This is a genomic window from Mesorhizobium sp. M5C.F.Cr.IN.023.01.1.1, assembly GCF_003997585.1.
In the GTDB taxonomy this organism is placed as follows: Bacteria; Pseudomonadota; Alphaproteobacteria; order Rhizobiales; family Rhizobiaceae; genus Mesorhizobium; species Mesorhizobium wenxiniae.
In genome coordinates, this window is record NZ_RZSU01000054.1 from 1 (window position 1) to 21,618 (window position 21,618).

Annotated in this window: 20 protein-coding genes; 17 read left to right on the top strand and 3 right to left on the bottom strand. The window is 62.6% G+C overall.

The annotated features are described in order from the left end of the window. The first annotated feature begins 69 nt into the window (after positions 1 to 69). The 4 genes from EOA78_RS20840 (at position 70) to EOA78_RS20855 (ending at position 5,099) form a co-directional block, all read left to right on the top strand. Complete coding sequence (locus tag EOA78_RS20840; RefSeq protein ID WP_127316769.1) at positions 70 to 1,374, top strand: DUF6638 family protein; 1,305 nt, start codon at positions 70 to 72, stop codon at positions 1,372 to 1,374. Between the two features lie 34 nt (positions 1,375 to 1,408). Further along, positions 1,409 to 2,551, top strand: a complete 1,143-nt coding sequence (locus EOA78_RS20845) for a DUF2333 family protein (protein ID WP_127316770.1) — start codon at positions 1,409 to 1,411, stop codon at positions 2,549 to 2,551. 156 nt (positions 2,552 to 2,707) lie between these two features. Further along, positions 2,708 to 3,103, top strand: a complete 396-nt coding sequence (locus EOA78_RS20850; protein ID WP_164783858.1) for an ester cyclase — start codon at positions 2,708 to 2,710, stop codon at positions 3,101 to 3,103. 316 nt (positions 3,104 to 3,419) lie between these two features. Next, positions 3,420 to 5,099, top strand: a complete 1,680-nt coding sequence (locus EOA78_RS20855; RefSeq protein WP_127316772.1) for a formate--tetrahydrofolate ligase — start codon at positions 3,420 to 3,422, stop codon at positions 5,097 to 5,099. A gap of 70 nt (positions 5,100 to 5,169) precedes the next feature. Here EOA78_RS20855 and EOA78_RS20860 read toward each other — a convergent pair whose 3' ends face one another. After that, positions 5,170 to 5,817: a cysteine hydrolase family protein gene (locus EOA78_RS20860; protein ID WP_127316773.1), complete on the bottom strand. Its 648-nt coding sequence runs from the start codon at positions 5,815 to 5,817 to the stop codon at positions 5,170 to 5,172. A 130-nt stretch (positions 5,818 to 5,947) separates the two neighbouring features. Between EOA78_RS20860 and EOA78_RS20865 the strand changes: the two genes are divergently transcribed. The 3 genes from EOA78_RS20865 (at position 5,948) to EOA78_RS20875 (ending at position 8,038) form a co-directional block, all read left to right on the top strand. Continuing rightward, positions 5,948 to 6,922 carry a helix-turn-helix domain-containing protein gene (locus EOA78_RS20865; RefSeq protein ID WP_127316774.1) on the top strand — a complete coding sequence of 325 codons (975 nt, stop codon included), beginning with the start codon at positions 5,948 to 5,950 and terminating at the stop codon, positions 6,920 to 6,922. Positions 6,923 to 7,046: 124 nt separating this feature from the next. Then, positions 7,047 to 7,532, top strand: coding sequence for an antitoxin Xre/MbcA/ParS toxin-binding domain-containing protein (locus tag EOA78_RS20870; protein WP_127316775.1), 486 nt, complete (start codon positions 7,047 to 7,049; stop codon positions 7,530 to 7,532). After that, entirely contained in the window at positions 7,529 to 8,038 is a 510-nt protein-coding gene (locus EOA78_RS20875) for an RES domain-containing protein (RefSeq protein WP_127316776.1), read from the top strand. Before EOA78_RS20870 ends, EOA78_RS20875 begins: the two co-directional genes overlap by 4 nt. 47 nt (positions 8,039 to 8,085) lie before the next feature. On the opposite strand, the gene EOA78_RS20880 is transcribed toward EOA78_RS20875, so the two are convergent. After that, complete coding sequence (locus EOA78_RS20880; RefSeq protein ID WP_127316777.1) at positions 8,086 to 8,643, bottom strand: sugar O-acetyltransferase; 558 nt, start codon at positions 8,641 to 8,643, stop codon at positions 8,086 to 8,088. Positions 8,644 to 8,806: 163 nt separating this feature from the next. On the opposite strand from EOA78_RS20880, the gene EOA78_RS20885 reads away from it, so the two are divergent. The 5 genes from EOA78_RS20885 (at position 8,807) to EOA78_RS20905 (ending at position 15,288) form a co-directional block, all read left to right on the top strand. Beyond that, positions 8,807 to 9,268 carry a DUF4126 domain-containing protein gene (locus EOA78_RS20885; protein WP_127316778.1) on the top strand — a complete coding sequence of 154 codons (462 nt, stop codon included), beginning with the start codon at positions 8,807 to 8,809 and terminating at the stop codon, positions 9,266 to 9,268. Then, positions 9,265 to 10,641 (top strand): FAD-containing oxidoreductase, encoded by a 1,377-nt coding sequence (locus EOA78_RS20890; RefSeq protein WP_127316779.1) that lies wholly within the window; start codon positions 9,265 to 9,267, stop codon positions 10,639 to 10,641. The genes EOA78_RS20885 and EOA78_RS20890 overlap by 4 nt, the downstream gene beginning before the upstream one ends. A 150-nt stretch (positions 10,642 to 10,791) precedes the next feature. Beyond that, on the top strand, positions 10,792 to 11,880 hold the full coding sequence (locus EOA78_RS20895; RefSeq protein WP_127316780.1) for a succinylglutamate desuccinylase/aspartoacylase family protein: 1,089 nt from the start codon (positions 10,792 to 10,794) through the stop codon (positions 11,878 to 11,880). Between the two features lie 260 nt (positions 11,881 to 12,140). After that, positions 12,141 to 14,330, top strand: a complete 2,190-nt coding sequence (locus tag EOA78_RS20900) for an anthranilate synthase (protein WP_127316781.1) — start codon at positions 12,141 to 12,143, stop codon at positions 14,328 to 14,330. 28 nt (positions 14,331 to 14,358) lie between these two features. Continuing rightward, a complete protein-coding gene (locus EOA78_RS20905) occupies positions 14,359 to 15,288 on the top strand; it encodes a cation diffusion facilitator family transporter (protein WP_127316782.1) in 930 nt (309 codons plus the stop codon). 27 nt (positions 15,289 to 15,315) lie between these two features. On the opposite strand, the gene EOA78_RS20910 is transcribed toward EOA78_RS20905, so the two are convergent. Further along, positions 15,316 to 16,395, bottom strand: a complete 1,080-nt coding sequence (locus EOA78_RS20910; protein ID WP_127316783.1) for a hypothetical protein — start codon at positions 16,393 to 16,395, stop codon at positions 15,316 to 15,318. A gap of 98 nt (positions 16,396 to 16,493) precedes the next feature. On the opposite strand from EOA78_RS20910, the gene EOA78_RS20915 reads away from it, so the two are divergent. The 5 genes from EOA78_RS20915 to leuA all read left to right on the top strand — a co-directional run bounded on the left by EOA78_RS20915 (position 16,494) and on the right by leuA (position 21,496). Continuing rightward, positions 16,494 to 16,925 (top strand): DsrE family protein, encoded by a 432-nt coding sequence (locus tag EOA78_RS20915; RefSeq protein ID WP_127316803.1) that lies wholly within the window; start codon positions 16,494 to 16,496, stop codon positions 16,923 to 16,925. Positions 16,926 to 16,994: 69 nt separating this feature from the next. Continuing rightward, the gene (locus EOA78_RS20920; protein ID WP_127316784.1) at positions 16,995 to 17,795 is read left to right on the top strand and encodes an SDR family oxidoreductase; all 801 of its coding nucleotides are present in this window, start codon (positions 16,995 to 16,997) and stop codon (positions 17,793 to 17,795) included. Between the two features lie 46 nt (positions 17,796 to 17,841). Further along, a complete protein-coding gene (locus EOA78_RS20925; protein ID WP_095519231.1) occupies positions 17,842 to 18,150 on the top strand; it encodes a putative quinol monooxygenase in 309 nt (102 codons plus the stop codon). Between the two features lie 59 nt (positions 18,151 to 18,209). Next, a complete protein-coding gene (locus EOA78_RS20930) occupies positions 18,210 to 19,298 on the top strand; it encodes an AbrB family transcriptional regulator (RefSeq protein WP_065011902.1) in 1,089 nt (362 codons plus the stop codon). Between the two features lie 440 nt (positions 19,299 to 19,738). Further along, positions 19,739 to 21,496: a 2-isopropylmalate synthase gene (gene leuA / locus EOA78_RS20940; protein WP_127316785.1), complete on the top strand. Its 1,758-nt coding sequence runs from the start codon at positions 19,739 to 19,741 to the stop codon at positions 21,494 to 21,496. Positions 21,497 to 21,618: the final 122 nt, after the last annotated feature.

Genomic DNA, 21,618 nt, shown 5'->3' on the forward strand with positions numbered 1-21,618 from the left:
GAAGAAGGGCCTGTGGAATGCTTGAGCTCGGCGTCCCTTCCTTCTCCCCGTGAACGGGGAGAAGGAAGCATGAGCCCCGCCAGGAAATCCGATCTGCTGCGCGAGAACGAGCTGATCTATGGTCGGCTGCTGACCATCGACGAGCCGCATCTCATCCAGCGCTACAACAAGGCTTTGGTCGCCTTCGGCCTGAAGCCGACGAAGCTGAAGAGTTTCGAGATCGACCGCACCGGCTTCTCGCCGCAGGTGGCCGAGGAATGCGGCGACTACAACTACCTAGATCCCAACGAGATCAACCGCCGTTTCATCATCCTGACGCCGTCGCAGATCGACCTGCCGGTGGTCCACACTGCCTTTTCCAACACCTCGCAACTGATGTTCGAGTTCATGTCGACGAACCAGCGCGCCATCGACGCGCTGACCATCAAGGATGTCATCTACGGCGAGATCGAGGATTCGGTCCCCAAGGTCGACGACATCGAGGATCTGCTGTCGATCAACCAGGTCGAGTTCAAGGTGCTGTCGGCGGAAGACGTGCTCGGCAAGGCCGCCGAACTCGGCAAGCTCGTCGACCAGCTGAAGCAGGAGCCGGACGCCTGGCGCGACAACGCCATGCTCACCCGCATGGTGGAGCTGGCCAAGATCTGCGGCGACATCCGCGAGAACGCGCTGGTGCCGGATCAGGTGATCTTTCGTCACAGCGCCTATTGGACCAGCCATTTCGGCGGGCTCTATGTGTTCATCGACCCGGACATGACGACGGTGATCAGCGACCCGGCAGCCCCAGGCTTCCGTCGCTCGCGACCGTGGCAAGTGAGCTACCTCTCGATCAATGATGCCGACCGGGTGTTCAAGTTTCTTGCCGCAACCGGCCGCATCGAACTGCCGCGCGCCTCATGGATCGAAACGTCAGGCTATCTCGAACATCGCGCCGAAATGGTGGTGCGCGCGCTGATCCGCGACGTCGAGCCCGACCGTAATCTGACCGGCGTCGACAAGGTCTGGCTGCAGACCTGGATCCACGGCCATGCCGACCTGATCACCAGGGACGGCAATTTTCCCTTCCTCAACGCCGCCAAGCGCGAGATCGCTCACCTTGGCTATCTAAAAATCGAAGACGTGTTCCCGCAGCAGCGCTTCCTGGTGATCCGGGCCAAGCCCGGCTATCCCGACGCCTGGCTGACCAACCAGCTGATCTCGGATTTCGTGCCGCAGGACTTCGTCTCTCGCTACGTCTTCAACAAACCGGGATTCTACAGGGACTATGACGGCTTCAGCGACGCCTGGAGATCACATGTTGTGGACGTTCTGAAAACCACATATCTGAAAGACAAGGTGGCGTTTCGCACACGCCTCTACGGCCTTACCGATTGAATGACCGGCTGACTGACGAGGGGGTGACATCGCCATGCTTGATCCGATCGTGAATTTCTTCACACGGATTTTCCAGTGGATCGGCCGCGGCATCGGCTTCGCCGTCGGCGTGATCCTGTGGCCGTTCATGTGGGCCGGACACTGGTATACGCAGCGCGGCTGGATCCTGAAGGCGGTGCTCGGCCTCGCGCTGCTCATGCTGATCGGCCTCTACGGCTACTTCATCTGGAACACGCAGGTCTGGAGCAATTTCAATCCCGCGTATGCGGAGGCATATAATTTCACGCAGCCGGCCGGAACCGCCCCGGCGCAGCCCGCTCCTTCCGCCACCGGAGAAACCGCCGGTGTCGAGGGAGAGGTCAAGACCTGCACCAACTCGGCCATTGTCCAGGTCGCGGCCGATCTCATCGATTTCAACGTCAACGAGAACGCCTGGATCTCGTCGATGATACTCTACAAGCTCGGGTTCTTCGGCATGGACTGGGACCGCACGCCGTTTCTCGACAACAAGGCCTCCTTCCAGCGCGGGATCAATCAGGCCATCCGGCGCACCGCTGTCGAGCTTGTCGACACGCTGGGCCGCGTCCGCGGCACCAGCCAGATAGATCAGAACCTGCAGGATGCGCGCGGCGCGATCACCTTCGACGAGGAAACCTGGTATTTCGGCCTCAGGCCCTTTGGTCCGAAAACCCCGACGCCAAGTTTCTATCGCACGGCGGCGAGCAGCCTTCGTGCCTTCAACGACCGGCTCATGAAATGCGAGGTTGTCTTCAACGCGCGCGCCGACAATCTGTTGCAGTTCGTCGACCGGATCGCGAGTGACATAGGCTCGACGTCGGACCTGATCCGCGACCGTTCGCAGAATTTCAACAGCGGCTGGTTCGACACGCGGGCTGACGACCGCTTCTGGTTCGCCTACGGCCAGCTCTACGGCTATTACGGCATCCTGACGGCGGCGCATCACGACTTCCAGCAGATCCTCGACAATCGCGGCCTCACACCACTTTGGAACAGCGTGGAAGGCCAGCTCAAGGCGGCGCTCGCCATCCAGCCTTTGATAATCTCGAACGGCCGCGAGGATGGCTGGATCATGCCCACCCACCTCACCACGATGGGTTTCTATGTGCTTAGGGTGCGATCGAACCTCGTCGAGGTCAGGTCCGTTCTGGATCGGTGAAGGGCCGAATGGTGAAAGACGTCCTGGCCTGAAATCACCGCTGTCCCTGGTCGAAATCGGCACTTGTCGAGGCAATAGCTCGGCCGCATGTCGCGGAGAGCGGAACCTGACTGCCTCGTCGTCGTTCAACCGCTGGGCGGCCAGCGAGGACACGAGATGGATATCCGGGAAGTTGCTCGAAATTTCTACGCCACGGTCGACACGCAAGACTGGGACAAACTGGCCAGTCTGGTCTCTCCAGATCTGGCCGTTCATCTCGGCAGCGCCAACCCGATCGGCTTCGATGACTGGCGCAAATCGCTGACCGAGTTCTTTGTCGGTTTCCCGGACGGACATCACGTCATTGACGATTATGTCAGCGATGCCGACAAGGTGGTCACGCGCGGCCGCTTTCAGGGCACGCACACCGGCGTCTTCCATGGTGTCGAACCGAGCGGAAAATGCGTGTCGGTTGGTGTGATTCACATCGATCGCGTTGAGAACGGCATCATAGTCGAACATTTCGGCCAGCTTGACGGCTTGGGGCTCATGCACCAGATCGGCGCATTCTAACGCAACCGTTGGAGCGCCGACCGGGGCTCGAACCTGTCGCATTCCGTGCATTCCGCGGCTGTTTTAAGACGGCAGGACGGCGCGTGCTCTGGCTTTTATACGGCGCGACAACCGGGCGCGAAGATCCGGGACAGGTCGACCGGGAAACAGAGAGCTGTCTTTCTCTAGAGGAAACATAGTTGCATGCAAGTTGACGCCACGGCAGCGACAGGGTTAGAACGTGCCCTCGCCTGAAGTGCCAGGCTGTTTCGAACAGGCTTGCGACCACACTGATCAAACCCGTCCCCTCCACCGTCCAATCCAGAGGAAAGCCGCCATGGCAGAAGTGAAGTCCGACATCGAGATCGCGCGCGCCGCCGACAAGAAGCAGATCCAGGCCATCGGCCAGAAGATCGGCATTCCAAGCGAGCACCTTTTGCCTTACGGCCACGACAAGGCGAAGATCTCGGCCGAGTTCATCAAGTCGGTGAAGACAAACAAGGACGGCAGGTTGATCCTCGTTACCGCCATCAACCCAACGCCGGCCGGCGAAGGCAAGACGACGACGACGGTGGGCCTCGGTGACGGTCTCAACCGCATTGGCAAGAAGGCCATCGTCTGTATCCGAGAGGCCTCGCTCGGGCCGAATTTCGGCGTCAAGGGCGGTGCTGCCGGCGGCGGCTATGCGCAGGTCGTGCCGATGGAGGATATGAACCTCCACTTCACCGGCGATTTCCATGCCATCACCACGGCGCATAATCTGCTTTCGGCGCTGATCGACAACCATATCTACTGGGGCAACGAGCTCGGCATCGACATCCGCCGCGTCGTCTGGCGCCGCGTCATGGACATGAACGACCGCGCACTGCGCGAGATGATCTGCTCGCTCGGCGGCGTCGCCAACGGCTTTCCGCGCGAGGGCGGCTTCGACATCACCGTCGCCTCGGAAGTGATGGCGATCCTGTGCCTTGCCACCGACCTGAAGGACCTGGAAAAGCGCCTCGGCGACATCATCGTCGCCTATCGCCGAGACAAGTCGGCCGTCTACGCCCGCGACCTCAAGGCCGACGGCGCCATGGCCGTGTTGCTCAAGGACGCCATGCAGCCCAACCTCGTGCAGACGCTGGAGAACAACCCGGCCTTCGTCCATGGCGGCCCCTTCGCCAACATCGCGCATGGCTGCAACTCGGTCGTCGCCACCACGACGGCGCTGAAGCTCGCCGATTATGTCGTCACCGAAGCCGGTTTTGGCGCCGATCTCGGTGCGGAAAAGTTCTTCGACATCAAGTGCCGCAAGGCCGGCCTGAAGCCGGCGGCCACGGTTATCGTCGCCACCGTGCGAGCCATGAAGATGAACGGCGGCGTCAAGAAGGAAGACCTCGGCAAGGAAAACGTCGAGGCGGTCAAGAAGGGCTGCGCCAATCTCGGCCGTCACATCGAGAATATCAGGCAGTTCGGCGTGCCGGCCGTGGTCGCCATCAACCATTTCTACTCCGACACCGACGCTGAAATCAGGGCGATGAAGGACTACGTCGCCTCGATGGGCGAAGAGGCGATCCTGTGCAAGCACTGGGCCCACGGCTCGGCCGGCATCGAGGAACTCGCCAACAAGGTGGTGGCGCTGGCCGAATCCGGCTCCTCGCAGTTTGCGCCGCTCTATCCCGACGCGATGCCGCTGTTCGAGAAGATCAACACCATCGTACAGCGCATCTATCGCGGTTCCGAAGCGATCGCCGACAAGTCGGTGCGCGACCAGCTCCACGCCTGGGAGCACGCCGGCTACGGACACCTGCCGGTCTGCATGGCCAAGACGCAGTACTCGTTCTCGACCGACCCGAACCTGCGCGGCGCGCCGACCGGCCACACCGTGCCGGTGCGCGAGGTCAGGCTGTCTGCCGGCGCCGGCTTCATCGTCGTCATCTGCGGCGAGGTCATGACCATGCCCGGCTTGCCCAAGGCGCCGTCCTCGGAGAAGATCTTCCTGAACGAAATGGGCCAGATCGAAGGTCTGTTCTGAGATTTTGAAGGCCGGAATGATAAAGGCGCCGCATCGCTGCGGCGCCTTTTGCTTATCCGACGACAGACTTTTAAGCGGCGTTCCGTGCCAGCGCGCGCTGGTTGGAAGCGTGGATCGTGTCGCGTTCGGGCAGCGTGCCGGTCTTCAGACAGTCGATCCATTCGGCGGTCCTGAGAACGGCAGCGAAGCGCGACTGCAGGATAATAGTCACCACGCGGTGGATGTCCTCGGCCGAAGCATAGCCGGCGCTGTTGGCATAGGGCACCGAGCCGGTGGCGTCGGACAGGAATTCCACCGCAAAACCCATATGGACTGCGTGGATAACGGTCGAGAGATCGCAATTATGCGTCATGTAGCCAACGACGGTTATCGTATCGATGGCGTTGGCGCGCAACCAGTCCTCGAGGTCCGTACCGGTGAAGGCGCTCGGCAAGGTCTTTTCGACGTAATGATCGCGGCTTCGCCTTGATATCTCAGGATGCAATTCGGCGCCGTGGCTGCCTTTGGCGAAAATCGGCGACGTTTCAGGCGCCAGCTGCTTGATGACCACGACCTTGACGCCTGCCTCGGCGGCGGCGTCCATCGCTCGTGCTGCGTTGACGACGCTGTCGCGAAACGGCGGATATTGGATGGCGAGGTTGCCGCCATCATAGTCGTTCTGGATGTCGACGACGATGAGGGCGCGGCGTGGCGCCTTGCCTTTGATTGGTTCAGACACTGAGTTTTCCTTTCCCGTTTGGCTTTGATTGGTCGACGATAGGCCTGCTGCCGGATTGCAAAAAGTGTCCCAATTGACATTATTCAAAAGAATTGGGACAAATCGGATCCAACCCTTATTGGTGCTCAGCATGGCCGATCCGATCGTTGCCGCCATCGCCTTCGATGGCATCAGTCCGTTCCACCTTTCCGTGCCGTGCCTTGTATTCGGCGAAGACCGCGCCGCGCTCGGCCTGCCGCGCTTCGACTTCCGCATCTGTGCGATCGAAAGCGGGCCTATCCATACCGTAGCTGGATTGACCGTGACTGCGCCGCAAGGGCTTGGCAGCCTCGATGGCGCGGACATCGTCATCGTCCCAAGCTGGCGAGATCTCGAAAATCCCCCACCTGCGTTTCTGGTAGAGGCGCTGCTGCGAGCGCACCGCAACGGCGCATTGATTGTCGGACTGTGCCTCGGCACCTTCGCTGTTGCGGCGACCGGACTGCTTTCGGGGCGGCGAGCCGCGACGCACTGGGCCTATACCGAGCAGCTGCAGGCGCTTTATCCCGACATGATCGTCGATCCGGAGGTGCTCTACATCGACAATGGCGATGTCATGACATCTGCCGGCGTCGCCGCCGGGCTTGACTGCTGTCTCCACATCGTGCGAGCCCGCTACGGCGCCGAGGCGGCTCTTCGACTTGCCCGGCAGATCGTGCTTTCTCCCCATCGGCAAGGTGGGCAGGCGCAGTTCATAGAACGCCCCATCGCCAGGACCGGCAACGCGGATCGCTTCACACAGGCCCTCGACACGGTGCGCAAAACGCTGGGCGATCTGCACAGTCTGGACAGCGTCGCCGACGCCGCCGGTCTCACCCGCCGGACGTTCACGCGCCGCTTCCAGAAGACGATCGGCACCAGTTTCGGCGACTGGCTGATCGATCAGCGCGTCGCACTGGCGCAGCGGCTGCTGGAAGCAACGGAAAAATCGATGGACACGGTTGCCTTCGAGGCCGGGTTCGGTAGCGCCACGTCGCTGCGCCAGCACTTCGCGGCGCGGCTCAGAACGTCACCGGTGCAGTACCGGCGCGAATTCTCGAAGAACGCTCAGGGGGGCACGTGGTAAAATAGCGCCAACTCATGTCGATGTCGGCGCTGCCATCATTCCCCTGCGCTCGATCCTACCGTCCTTGAAAGGCTTAGCGTCATCTGTCATATATCAAAGCGACAGATGACGCGAGCGGCGAGCCATGGCGATGGCGTCGGATAATGCTGCCCCAGCAGCAAAAAACAATGAACTGCAGAAGGTGGCCAGATTGCTCGGCGGCACCCGCATCCTATCGCGGCACCTCCGGAGCGCATTGGACGCCCATGAGCTGCTTGTGCACGGCCTGCCAGGTTCGGCGCTGGATCATCTCATTGGGCAGCTCATGTTCATCCAGAAGACTGATTCGCTCGAGAAGGCCGTCGGCATGAGCTTGCGCACCTACCAGCGCCGGAAGGATGCCCCTTCCAAGCCTCTCAGCCAGGACCAGAGCGGACGAACCTGGAAATTCGCGGAGATCCTGTCGAAAGCGACCGACGTGTTCGGTTCACAGGCGGAAGCGGAGCAATGGCTGGAGCGCCCGGCGATCGGGCTCGACCAGCGCCGTCCAATCGATCTTCTGGCAACCCCGGCTGGTGTCGAGCTTGTAGAAGACTATCTCGAGCGACTTGAATATGGCGTTTATGCATGACGCCGCTGCCGGCGGCGCTTGGCGGCTCCGACCTCATTGGCTGGCGTCTCGATCAGGCTGCGTTCGCGCCTACATGGGACACTGGCGAGGGCGCATACAGGGTCGGCGGACGATGGAACAGCAGGGGCGTGCGCGCAGTCTACTGCTCAATCGATCCTTCGACTGCGATTCTCGAAGTTGCAGTCCATAAGGGTTTTAGGGCGCTCGACACGATCGCGCATGTGATGACGGCCGCGATAATCAGCGATGTCACGGATGTGCATGTCGTCGACCCCGCCGCCGTTCCGAACGCTAACTGGCTGCGTCCGGGCATCCCGAGCTCTGGGCAGCAGGCCTTCGGCGATGATCTTCTCAAACGACATCGCTTCGTGGTGATTCCGAGCGCGGTGTCCCAGTATAGCTGGAATCTGATCTTCGACGCGAGCGTGGCGAAGGGTGCCTATGAAATGAAATACCAGGAGGCCTTTGCGCTCGATACGCGATTGCATCCACCTCCTGCCAAATGATCGTGCTTATCTCGCCGCTTCGCTGATCCAGCTGGAGCAAAGGATGCTCAGCCGCGCATGACCGGCCGCGCCGGGTTGCCCACAACCGTGGTGTTTGGCGGCACATCGCGCGTCACCACAGCACCCGCTCCGACAATAGCGCCGGCGCCGATGCTGATCCCAGCGAGGATGACCGCACTGCCGCCGATCCAGGCATTGTCGCCGATCTCGACCGGCTTGGCGATCTCCAGCCCGGCCTGTCGCCCCGCTGCCTCATTGTGATGCTCGGCGCAGTAGATCTGCACGTTGGGGCCGAGTAGCGTTCCCTTGCCGATGCGGACTGGCGCCGTATCGAGGATGATGCAGCCGGCATTGAGGAAGACGCCGTCGCCGAGAAAGATGTTGAAGCCGTAGGCGCAGTGGAACGGCGCTTCGATCCGGGCGCGCTCGCCCGCAGCGCCGAGCAGCGACTTCAAGGCAGGTCCGACGTCGCCACGTTGCCGGGGCGACAAGCTGTTGTGTTCGAACACCGCGTCGCGAGCGAGGATGCGCAGCGCCTCCAGCTCTGAGTCGAGGCAAGTATACCACTCGCCCGCGGCCATTTTTATGCGCTCGCTTCCGTTCAAGGCAATGCCCTCCTGTCTTACCCTGCTGTTTCAACGTGGTGTCAAAGCACAGTCCATAAATCGGGTAACGCAGAGATACGCAGGCCTCTGGTCAAATGCCGATCCTATGCTAGCCTGCCCCGGCTGGGCCATCCCAGGCCGTGTGATCGAGGGGGGATCAATCATGCTGTACATCCTTGCACTTCTGATCGGCGTCGTTGCCGGCCTTCGCGCCATGACTGCGCCCGCCGCCGTCGCCTGGGGCGCCTGCCTCGGCTGGCTGCCGGTCGCCGGCACCTGGGCTGGTTTCATGGGCCATTGGATCACCGTCGGCATCTTCACCATCTTGGCCGTCGTCGAGCTCGTCACCGACCAGTTGCCGTCGACGCCGAGCCGCAAGGTCCCACAGCAGTTCGGCGCACGCATCGTCATGGGCGCCTTCACCGGCGCAGTGATCGGCGCGACTGGCGGCGCTACCATCGGCGGCCTGATCGCCGGCGCCATCGGCGCGGTGATCGGCACACTGGGCGGCGCCGAGCTGCGCAAACGCCTGGCGATCGCCTTCGGCAAGGACCTGCCAGCCGCCCTTATCGAGGACGCGGTGGCGATCATCGGTGGCCTGCTGATCGTGGCGGCGGTGGCATGACGGCAAAGAGATTCGACGCCATCATCATCGGCGCCGGGCAGGCCGGCCCGCCGCTCGCCGGCCGGCTGACGGCGGCCGGCATGAGCGTGGCGCTGATCGAGCGAAAGCTGGTCGGCGGCACCTGCGTCAACACCGGCTGCATGCCGACCAAGGCCATGGTGGCCAGCGCCTATGCCGCGCATCTCGCCCGCCGCGCCGCCGACTACGGCGTGACACTCTCCGGTCCGGTCGGCGTCGACTACAAGGTGATCAAGGCGCGTAAGGACAAGGTGTCTAACGACGCCCGCGACAATCTCGAGAGCTGGATTGCCGGCATGGACAAATGCACGCTTTATCGCGGCCATGCGCGCTTCGTATCCGCCAATACCGTGCGCGTCGGCGATGATCTTCTGACCGCCGAAAAAATATTCCTCAACACCGGCGGCCGGGCCTCGGTGCCCGACCTGCCAGGCGTCGACGACATTTCGTACCTGACCAATTCATCGATGATGAATCTCGACGTGCTGCCGCGCCATCTCGTCGTCGTCGGCGGCAGCTACGTCTCGCTCGAGTTCGCGCAGATGTTCCGCCGTTTCGGTTCGCAGGTCACCGTGATTGAAAAGAACCCGCGGCTGATCGGCCGCGAGGACGAGGACGTCTCGGCCGCCATCCTGTCGATCTTCGAAAACGAAGACATCACGGTCCATCTCGGCGCCGACGACATCAGCTTCGCCAGAAAGGGCAGCGACATTGCCGTGTGCTTCTCCGCTGGCAAGGCGCCGGCGATCGGCTCGCATGTGCTGCTGGCAGTCGGCCGGACGCCCAACACCGACGATCTCGGACTCGACAAGGCCGGCGTCGAGGTCGACAAACGCGGCTTTATCGTCGTCGACGATCAGCTGCGTACCAGCGTGCCCGGCATCTGGGCGATGGGCGACTGCAACGGCAAGGGCGCCTTCACCCACACCTCCTACAATGACTACGAGATCGTCGCCGCCAATCTGCTCGACAACGATCCGCGCAAGGTGAGCGACCGCATAGAGGCCTATGCGCTCTATACCGATCCGCCGCTCGGCCGCTGCGGCATGACGGAGACAGCGGTAAGAAAGTCCGGGCGTCGCGCGCTGGTCGGCCAGCGGCCGATGACCCGCGTCGGCCGCGCCGTCGAGAAAGGCGAGACGCAAGGTTTTATGAGGATCCTGGTCGACGCCGACACCAAGGAAATCCTCGGCTGTTCGGTGCTCGGCCCCGGCGGCGACGAGGCGATACACTGCGTGCTCGATCTGATGTACGCCAAGGCGCCGGTCAGCACGCTCGCGCGCGCCATGCACATCCACCCCAACGTCTCGGAACTTCTGCCCACCATTGCCGGGGAATTGAAGCCGCTGGCATAGGCCGGGCAGGCGTTTGGAACCAGTAGTGTCCACCGCGCCCCTTCGGGAGCCGGCCGAGTAGAGTCTTGCGCCTATAGCGCGAAAAGCTGGACCAATCGACAGCGTATCGGCGAAAGGGCATGTGTTCGGCCTCTTTCCTGGAGGAATATCATGCAGAAATCGGTCGAGCGCATCGCCGGCGACAGCGAGGGCGTTTCCTACGAATTCCCAGTGTTCCGCTTCGAAGGGTTCCGCTTTGACGGCAGTGACAAGTCAGCACCCTCAGCCTATCTGCAGGCGGCTCTGCATGCCGGCGAACTGCCGGGTGTCGTCGCCATCGACGCGCTGATGCCGATGCTCGGAAAAGCCGAAGCGGAAGGCCGCATCAAAGGCAATATCACCGTCGTGCCCCAAGCCAATCCCATCGGCCGCGCCCAGTATCATTTCGGCGAGCACCAGGGCCGTTTTCACTTGGGCACGCGCACCAACTTCAACCGCGGCTTTCCGCTGCTGGCCGCGCCGGACATGATGCTGTTGTCGGACACCACGCTTGGCACGGCCGATCAGCGGCTTAAGGCCCGGTTGCTGCAACTGTCGATCGGCCACGACATCGTGCTCGATCTGCACTGCGACGACGAGGGCCTCGCCTACCTCTATGTCAACGCCAGCCTGTGGCCGGCGATGGCGGATTGTGCGGTGACCATGGGCGTCGATGCGGTGATCCTATGGAATGAGGACACCGACGGCACCTTCGAAGGCGCCTCGATCATACCGTATCTGAACGTCCCTGCAGAGGTGGCGCGGTTAGACCGCCGCGTCGCCACCACGGTCGAGTATCGCGGCAGACTTGATGTCGATGGCGCTCTGGCCGGCTCCGATGCCGATGGGCTCTATCGGCTGCTGGTGGCGCGCGGCGTGATCCTGGATCAGACGCTGCCCACGTCCGGCAGCTTTGCCGGGCCTAAGTCTTTCACCGGCATTGTCGCACCGCTCGAAAACATCGACATGATGCCGGCGCCCCGAGCGGGCGCGGTCCTTTACGAGGTGAAGCCCGGCGACCGTGTGGCTAAAGGCGCACTGCTCGCCACCATCGTCCATGCGCCGGGTGAACCTGGCGGCCGCACGCAGGTGTTCGCGCCGCAGGCAGGCATCATCCTGACACGGCGCTCCCGCCGCATTATCCGTGCCGGCGAAGATCTGCTGAAGCTGGTCGGCGACAGGAAGAGCGCCGATGCCAGGACGGGGACGCTGGAGGACTGAGGGCCTATGCCTTTCGCCAAGCGCTTCATTGAATCCAGTTGCGTGGCCGTTCAATCGCCGCTATTGGAATCGCCATGAACATGCGCTCGATCAAGACCGTTTGGTGGTGGGCTCGCTGACAGCGGCCTGTTCGAACGCGTGCGCGTGAAAATAGAAGGTGGCCGCAACGGAATGTCCGGGCGGCCATTTGTTTTTTCAAGCCATGCCCGGGTCCGTCGCCCCAAGACGCTGATATAGCCAAGACGCTGATGGAGACGGCAATGACGACGAAAATTCTGGAGAACGGGGCGGAGCGCTTCGTCACGGCGGGTGGCGTGACGATTACCCGCGAGCGCCATGACCGGCCTTACGAAGGCGCGATCGACGGCTATATCGACGGGCTGAATTCACGCCGCGGCGCCGTGTTTTCCTCGAATTACGAATATCCCGGCCGCTATACGCGCTGGGACACCGCCATCATCGACCCGCCGCTGGTAATCTCGGCGCGCGGCCGCGCCATGCGCATCGAGGCGCTGAACAGCCGTGGCGAGATGCTTCTACCGGTGATCGGCAAAGCGCTCGGCGGCCTCGACGACGTGACGATCGCCGAGACGTCGAAAAGACTGATCCGCCTCGACGTGGCCAAGCCCGGCCGTGTCTTCACTGAAGAAGAACGCAGCCGCGTTCCCTCCGTCTTCACCGTGTTGCGCGCCATCACCGCTCTGTTCAAGACGGAGGAAGACGCCAATCTCGGCCTCTACGGCGCCTTCGGCTACGACCTCGCCTTCCAGTTTGATCCGGTCGACTACAAGCTTGAGCGCCAGCAAAGCCAGCGCGACCTTGTGCTGTTCCTGCCAGACGAGATCCTGGTCGTCGACCACTATTCGACCAAGGCCTGGACCGACCGCTACGACTATTCCACCGACGAGTTTTCGACGGAGGGATTGCCCCGCAACGAAATCGTCGAGCCGTTCAAGACCGCCGACCGCATTCCGCCTCGCGGCGACCATGAGCCCGGCGAATATGCCAATCTGGTGCGCAAGGCGATGGAAAGCTTCAAACGCGGCGACCTATTCGAGGTGGTGCCGGGCCAGATGTTCTACGAGCGCTGCGAGACGCCGCCCTCCGACATTTCCCGCAAACTGAAGACCATTAACCCCTCGCCCTATTCCTTCTTCATCAATCTCGGCGAAGGCGAATATCTGATCGGCGCCTCTCCCGAAATGTTCGTGCGCGTCAACGGCCGCCGCGTCGAGACCTGCCCGATCTCGGGCACGATCAAGCGCGGCGGCGACGCCATTTCCGACTCGGAGCAGATCCTGAAGCTGCTCAATTCGAAGAAGGACGAATCCGAGCTGACCATGTGCTCGGACGTCGATCGCAACGACAAGTCGAGGGTCTGCGACCCGGGCTCCGTGCGCGTCATCGGCCGCCGTCAGATCGAGATGTATTCGCGGCTGATCCACACCGTCGATCACATAGAGGGGCGGCTGCGCGAAGGCATGGACGCCTTCGACGCGTTCTTGTCGCATGCCTGGGCGGTCACCGTCACCGGCGCGCCGAAATTATGGGCTATGCGCTTCATCGAGCAGAACGAGAAGAGCCCGCGCGCCTGGTATGGCGGGGCGATCGGCATGGTCAATTTCAACGGTGACATGAATACCGGCATGACGCTTCGCACCATCCGCATCAAGGACGGCATCGCCGAGGTGCGCGCCGGCGCCACGCTGCTCTTCGACAGCATTCCCGAGGAAGAAGAAGCCGAAACCGAACTGAAGGCATCCGCCATGATCTCCGCCATCCGCGACGCCAAGTCAGGCAATGCCGCCGACACCGAACGCGCCACCGCGCGCGTCGGCGACGGCGTCAACATCCTGCTGGTCGACCACGAGGACTCCTTCGTCCACACGCTGGCCAACTATTTTCGCCAGACCGGCGCCAATGTCTCGACCGTGCGCACACCTGTGCCGGACGAGGTCTTCGACCGGCTAAAGCCAAATCTGGTCGTGCTGTCGCCCGGTCCCGGCACACCGAAGGACTTCGACTGCGCCGCCACCATCAAACGGGCCCGCGCGCGCGACCTGCCGATCTTCGGCGTCTGCCTCGGCCTGCAGGCGCTGGCCGAGGCCTATGGCGGAGAGCTGCGGCAGTTGCACGTGCCAATGCATGGCAAACCGTCACGCATCCGCGTGTCGAAGCCGGGCATCATCTTTTCCGGCCTGCCCAAGGAGGTGACGGTCGGCCGCTATCACTCGATCTTCGCCGATCCGGTGCGGTTGCCCGATGGTTTCGTCGTCACGGCCGAGACGGAAGAAGGCGTTATCATGGCCTTCGAGCACAGCAAGGAGCCGATCGCTGCGGTGCAGTTCCACCCGGAATCGATCATGACGCTCGGCCACAATGCCGGCATGCGCATCATCGAAAACATCGTTGCGCATCTGCCGCGCAAGGCCAAGGAAAAGGCGGCTTAGCTCCGGTTTCGGCGGCCGGAAGCAATCAATGTCCGCAATCGATCCGAAAACCGCCGCCAGGCGCAAGGTCGCCAGCCTCGCGTTCTGGTCGATCATCGTCGCTTTCGTCGTGCTCGGCCTGAAGCTGGCGGCCTGGCACGTCACCGGTTCCGTGGCGCTGTATTCGGACGCACTGGAATCGATCGTCAACGTCATTGCCTCGGCCGCCGCCTATTGGGCGATCCAGGTCAGCTACAAGCCGGCCGACCTGGATCATCCTTTCGGTCATCACAAGGCCGAGTATTTCTCGGCTGTTCTGGAAGGCGTGCTGATCGTGCTGGCAGCCCTTCTGATCCTCAACGAAGTGTGGTGGTCCTTGCAGCATCCCGTTCCGCTCGAACAGCCCTGGGCCGGCCTTGCCATCAACGGCGTCGCGACGGTGATCAACGCCTTCTGGGCCTTGACGCTGATCCGTGCCGGCCGTGCCGAGAAGTCGCCGGCACTGGTCGCCGACGGCAGGCACATCATGACCGACGTGGCGACCTCGGTCGGCGTGTTCATTGGTCTGGTCGGCGCCGTGCTCACCGGCTGGCAAGTCCTTGATCCCGCTCTTGCCGTTATCGTTGCGCTGAACATCCTGTGGCAGGGCTGGCACGTCATCGGCTCTTCGATGGACGGGCTGATGGATCGCGCCGTCGACACGCAGGAGCACATGCACATCCGCGACGTCATTTCGGCCAATTGCAAGGGCGCAATGGAAGTCCACGATCTCAAGACGCGCATTGCCGGCCGCGCCACCTTCATCGAGTTCCACCTGGTCGTCGATGCCGACATGTCGGTGGGCGCCAGCCACGTCATTTGCGACCGGATCGAGGATGCGCTGAAGGCCGAGATCCCCTCGGTGCGCGTCACCATTCATGTCGAGCCCGACGACGAGGCAAAGCTGCCCAAGGGCACGACGGCAGTGCCGTTCGCGTGAGGCGGTTCTGTAGGCCCTCAAAACTTCTCAAGGCGTGCAGGCGGATTGCGGCATCGGCTCCAGCCGGTAGACCTTGTCGTCGGATGCGGTCTCGCCTTCGGCCGTCTTCGAGCATAGGTCGATGATCGGCAGGCTGCTGTTGGGGTTGGCCAGCATCATCGTGCCGTTGGCGCCGCGGCGCAGATAAATCTCCTTGGCTGCGATGTCGCAGGAAAAGTCGCTCGTCTTTCCGCTCGCGACACAGCGCCACTGGTCCGCTTCGCCGTCACAACTGTAGCTCTGCGTGACCTCGGCGGCATTCCGGCGCGTGGTGACGGAAACAGCTATGTCGGCGCCGCTAGGCCAGCTTGCCGGATCGCCGTCCTTGGCGAAGGAGGCCAGCTCGATCGGGCCCCGGAAAACCCTGATGGTGTGGGTAAGCTGATCGGGATGCGAGCCGAGGTGCGCGGCATCGTAGTCGCGCCCGTAGCAGAACGGCTGGTCCGGTTTGAGCCGCTCACGCAGCGGTGCTCCCAGCGCCGGATCGACCGGATCGATGCGCGCGAATTCGGCCTTGCAGGTCTGCGCCGGCATACGGTCGAGCCGAAAGCCGTCGTCTTCTGTGCCGAGTGCCTGCTTGGCGTATTCCTTTTCACCCAGTTCATCCTCGGCGCCGGCATCGAGATAAAGGTCGCGATGCACGCCGGAGACGATCAACCGGCCTTTTTCATCTACGTTCAGTAAGGCCATGGTGCGGTCGCATTCCATGCCGCAATGAATCTCGCTCGACTGCGGATCATCCTTGCCGCACCAACCGCCAACCCACTCGGGTTTCTTGGCGCCGCGCACCGTCGTCGCCATGAAGCCGTTGTAGGCGGACGGACCGCTGCTCGGCTCCTCGTTCGGATGGCTGACCGGATCGCTGCCGTAGTAGAAGAAAATCCGTCCCACCTTCTGGTTCGGACGTACCTTGAGATGCGCGGCATCATAGATACGCCCGAAACAGGCATCCTTGCCGTCCGGGCTGAGTTCGGTGAGCTTAGGCGTATCGTCGGCAAGGGCGGTGCCGGTAACAGCGGCAAGCAAGGCGACACCAAGTCCGGCGCCCACAATGGTATTCGATGTCATCTGCCCCTCCTCGCCCGACAGGACGTGACTTCAACTTATGCTAGGATCGAGGCCGAAGCCACGCAATTTGCGAGGACGGCATTCTGGAGAACGACATGATGCGACGCCGCGATATTTTCCGCTTAAGCCTTGCCGGAGCCGCCGGTTTTTTCGGGCTGCGCCCGGTCAAGGCAGCGGCCGTGGAAGAGGAAAGGCAGAAGGTCGCCTATCACCTCAGCGACCTCGACAAGGTCGGGTTCATTTTGGGCAATATCAAGAACCATTATGAGGGCACTGGCGGCAAGGTCGAGATCGTGCTGGTCGTGCATGGCCCGGCACTCGCCGCTTTCAACTCGAAGAGCGCGTCAGCTGCCATTTCCAGCCGTTTTTCCGGCCTGGTCCGCGAGACCCCGCATGCTTGCGCCAACACCATGCACGGCATGGATATTGCGCTCACCGATTTGCTCGATGGCTTCCATGCCGCCGAGACCGGCGGCGTCGTCAAGCTCGCCGAATTGCAGCGCCAGGGCTACGCCTATTTGCGGCCCTGAACCTCTACTGACTTGAACATGAGGGCGGCGAGGCCCTACGAAGGGTGGGAGAGTCCCGGAGGAATAGACGTGCCAGCAACCACAACCACCCTTGTCACCCCCACCCTGGTCATCCCCGATCTCGCCGGCAAGGCAGTGCTGGTCACCGGCGCTTCGACCGGCATCGGGGCGGCACTTGCACTGGCCTACGCCGCGCAGAAATGCCGCGTCGCGCTGCATTACAATTCCAGTCGCGCGGCTGCCGAAAACCTGGCCGGGACCATCCGCAACGGAGGCGGCGAGATATTCCTGATCCAGGGCGATTTCTCGATCTCCGCCGATGTCGAGCGTGTCGTCGAGGACAGCGCGCAACACTTCGGCCGGCTCGATGGCCTGGTCAACAATGCCGGCGGCATGCTTGGGCGCGTACCCTATGCCGAGCAGACCGAGGCGCATTACGACGCGGTGATGGACCTCAATGCCCGCTCCGTGCTGACTGCCTCGCGCAAAGCGATGCCATGGCTGAAGCGCCAGGGCGGCTTCATCGTCAACACCTCGTCGATCGCGGCGCGCAATGGCGCCGGCGGCGGCGCCGGCCTTTATGGCTCGGCCAAGGCCTTCGTCTCCAATGTGACCCGCGGCATGGCCAAGGAACTGATCGGCTTCAACATCCGCGTCAACGCGGTGGCGCCGGGCACCATCGCGACGCCTTTCCACGAGCGCTATTCCACCGAGGAGCAGATGAAGGGCATGGTGGCCACCATTCCTCAGGGCCGCGCCGGCACGCCCGAGGACTGCGTCGGCGCCTATCTGTTCCTCTCGTCCGCTCTGTTGAGCGGTTACATCACCGGCCAGGTGATCGAGGTGAATGGTGGCCAGTTGATGCCGTGAGCGGCGACCTGCATACTTGCCGCGGAAGCCAACGGAGAAAACGGCAATGTACGGTCTGATCGGCAAGATGCGGGCGACGCGCGGCCAGCGCGACGCAATGATGGATGTCCTGCTTGCCAGCACCGGCGCCATGCCTGGCTGCCTGAGCTACATCATCGCCACCGATCCGGCCGATGCCGACGCGATCTGGGTGACCGAGGTGTGGACCGACCAGGCAAGCCACAAGGCTTCGCTGCAATTGCCGGAAGTCCAGGCGGCGATTGCGAAGGCGCGGCCGATCATCGCCGGCTTCGAATTCCAGGTCGAGACCCGGCCCGTAGGCGGCTTCGGCCTGCCGGCTGTCAAAACCGGCTGACGCATTTTTCACCGCCGCGGGGGTTCGCATCTCCCCGCTTCGGGGCTAAGACCGAAAAAATGGATTCCCTGCCAGACCAGCCGACCGTCGAACGCATGGCGCGTGTGCCCAAAGTCTGGCAGTGGCTGGCACTGCTGATCTTCTCGATCCTGTTTGCCGGCGCGCTTGAATTCGGCGCCTTGCCGGCAGCGCTGCTGATCGGACCGATGCTGGCGGCGATCCTGGCCGGCACAAACGGCGCCACGGTGCGCGTGCCGCGCCCTTTGTTCGGCGCCGCCCAGGCGATCGTTGGCTGCCTTGTCGCCGCTTCGATCTCCCCTGACATCTTTCCGGTCTTCTACAAGGAATGGCCGCTGTTCCTCGGCACCGTGGTGGCGACCGTTGCGGCGTCCAGCCTGCTTGGCTGGCTGATCAGCCGCTGGCGTATCCTGCCCGGCACCACTGCCGTCTGGGGCTCATCGCCGGGCGCGGCCACCGCCATGGTGCTGATGGCAGGCGCCTTCGGCGCCGACCAGCGCCTCGTCGCCTTCATGCAATATCTGCGCGTCATCTTCGTCTCGGTGACTGCCGCACTTGTTGCAAAGATGTGGGTCGACACATCAGGCATCGAGGTCCCGGCCGTCATCTGGTTCCCGCCGATCGATCCAACAGCCTTTGCCGGGACACTTGGCGTGGCGCTCGTCGGCAGCCTCATCGGAAAGCTGCTCAGGCTGCCGTCACCGTTCTTCCTCGGCACCTTCATTTTCGGCACTGCTGTGCATCTCGGACTAGGCGTGCCGATGCAGTTGCCGCCTTGGCTGCTTGCCCTCGGCTATACGATGATCGGCTGGACCATCGGCCTGAATTTCACCAGGGCAATTCTGCAGCACGCGACGCGGGCGCTGCCGCAGATCGTCGGTTCGATCATCATCCTCATCGCCTTCTGCGGCGGTCTCGGCTTCATGATCAGTCATGTGCTCGGCATCGATCCGCTGACCGCCTATCTGGCGACCAGCCCCGGCGGCATGGACAGCGTCGCCATCATCGCCGCCGCCGCACAGCACGTCGACATCTCTTTCGTCATGGCGCTGCAATCGGCCCGCTTCCTCGTCGTGCTGCTGGTCGGACCGAGCGTGGCACGGCTGGTGGCGCGAAGTCTGAGGGAGTAGTCTGCGGCTGCAGAAAGACCTGTAGCGCTGTCACATAAATGGACCGTCTCGCGGCCGCTGAAGGACCAGCCTAGTCGCTCAGGAATGCGTCCGGAAGGTATAGGAAACGCCAGTCGTTCCGCCCCACTTGCCTCTCTTTGGCTGCTCCTGTATGAAAACCGCCATGATCAACCGCGCCACCTCCGTCGCTTCCCGTCAGACCGGCTTTGCTGGCGAGACCGTGCGCGCGCTTGCTTCCGCTCTGCTGCTTCTCGGCCTTATCGGCGATCGCCGGGTTCGCTGAAGGAGCGCCCGGCGGTCGATCCGCCGCTCACGCGCATGCTCCTTGGCCAGTCTCAAAATTGGCAAGTCACATCAAGCGAATGAACATCTGGTAAAGGCGCCGCTCGGCACCAAATCCGCCTGAAGGCGGATCCCGCGAGCCGCCGGGAGAGACGACAATGAACGCACGAGAAGAGGTCCGCGCAGACAGCGGGGAGATGGCCAAGGATGCCCGGGGCATGCCGGAGGCAGCCCGGGGCATGCCGGAGGCAGCCCGGAAATACCAACCTTACCCGACGGTCGGTCTCACCGACCGCATTTGGCCTTCGAAGGTCATCGACAAGGCGCCGATCTGGTGCTCGGTCGACCTGCGCGACGGCAACCAGGCGCTGATCGACCCGATGGGCCACGAGCGCAAGGCGCGCATGTTCGCCCTGCTCCTCGACATGGGCTTCAAAGAGATCGAGATCGGCTTCCCGTCGGCCTCGCAGACCGATTTCGATTTCGCCCGCTGGTGTATCGAAGAGGGCAAAGTCTCAGCCGATGTCTCGCTGCAGGTACTGGTGCAGTGCCGGCCGGAACTGATCACCCGCACCTTCGAGGCGCTGCAGGGCGCCACCAACCCGATCGTGCATTTCTATAATTCGACCAGCGAATTGCAGCGCCGCGTCGTCTTCGAGAAGGACGTTGCCGGCATCAGGCGGATCGCCACCGATGCGGCCAAGATGATCACCGACATGGCGGCGAAGGCCGGCGGCGGTTATCGTTTTGAATATTCGCCGGAGAGCTTTACCGGCACCGAGCTCGAAGTGGCGCTGGAAATCTGCAACGCCGTCACCGAAATCGTGAAGCCGACGGCGGAAAACAAGCTGATCATCAACCTGCCGTCCACGGTCGAGATGTCGACACCCAACATCTATGCCGATCGCATCGAATGGATGTGCCGCAATCTCGACAGCCGCGAGAACCTGCTCATTTCGTTGCATCCGCACAACGACCGCGGCACCGGCGTTGCCACCACCGAACTCGGTCTGATGGCGGGCGCGGACCGCGTCGAAGGCACGCTGTTCGGCAATGGCGAGCGCACCGGCAATGTCGACATCGTCACGCTGGCGCTCAACATGTACACGCAAGGCGTCGATCCCGAGCTCGACTGCTCCGACATCAATCGGATGAAGGACGTCTATGAATATTCGAACCAGTTGAAGATCCCCGAGCGCCATCCCTATGTCGGCGAGCTCGTCTATACGGCCTTTTCCGGCTCGCACCAGGATGCCATCAACAAGGGCATGAAGGCGTTGCGCAAGGCCAACACGCCGTACTGGGAAGTGCCTTATCTGCCGATCGATCCCGCCGATGTCGGGCGCAATTACGAGGCGATCATCCGCATCAACTCGCAGTCCGGCAAGGGCGGCATCGCCTACGTGCTGCAGGCGGACTACGGCCTCAACCTGCCACGCAACCTGCAGATCGAGTTCAGTCAAGCGATTCAGGCGATCACCGACGCCGAAGGCAAGGAGGTGCCGGCCAAGCGCATCTACGAGCGCTTTCTCGACACCTATGTCGATCAGCCCGGCGCGCGGCTGAAGTTCCTCGACCACCATACCTATCCGGACATTGAGACCAAGGGCCGCCGTGCGGTGGAGGCGGTCATCCTCGACAGGGGCAAGGAGGTGACGATATCCGGCTCCGGAACCGGCCCGATCGACGGCTTTGTCGACGCGTTGTCGCGCCATGTCGGCGTGCCGATGTCGGTGCTCGACTATTCGGAGCACTCCCTGCAGCGCGGCTCGAATGCCTCGGCCATCTCCTATGTCGAGATGGAGCATCCCGGCGGCAAGCTGTTCGGCGCCGGCATCAACACCAACATCGTGGCCGCTTCGCTGGAAGCCGTGGTTTCCGCCGCCAATCGCATTGTCGGCCGAAAGGTCGACTAGACAAAGCCGTCGAAAGCTAACAGCGCTGGAGCAAGATGAACCCACATGGTATCTTCTTGCTCTGGCCTTTCGCGCCATTAACCACCGGGAAATTATCCGGTGGGGTACGCGATCGCATAATG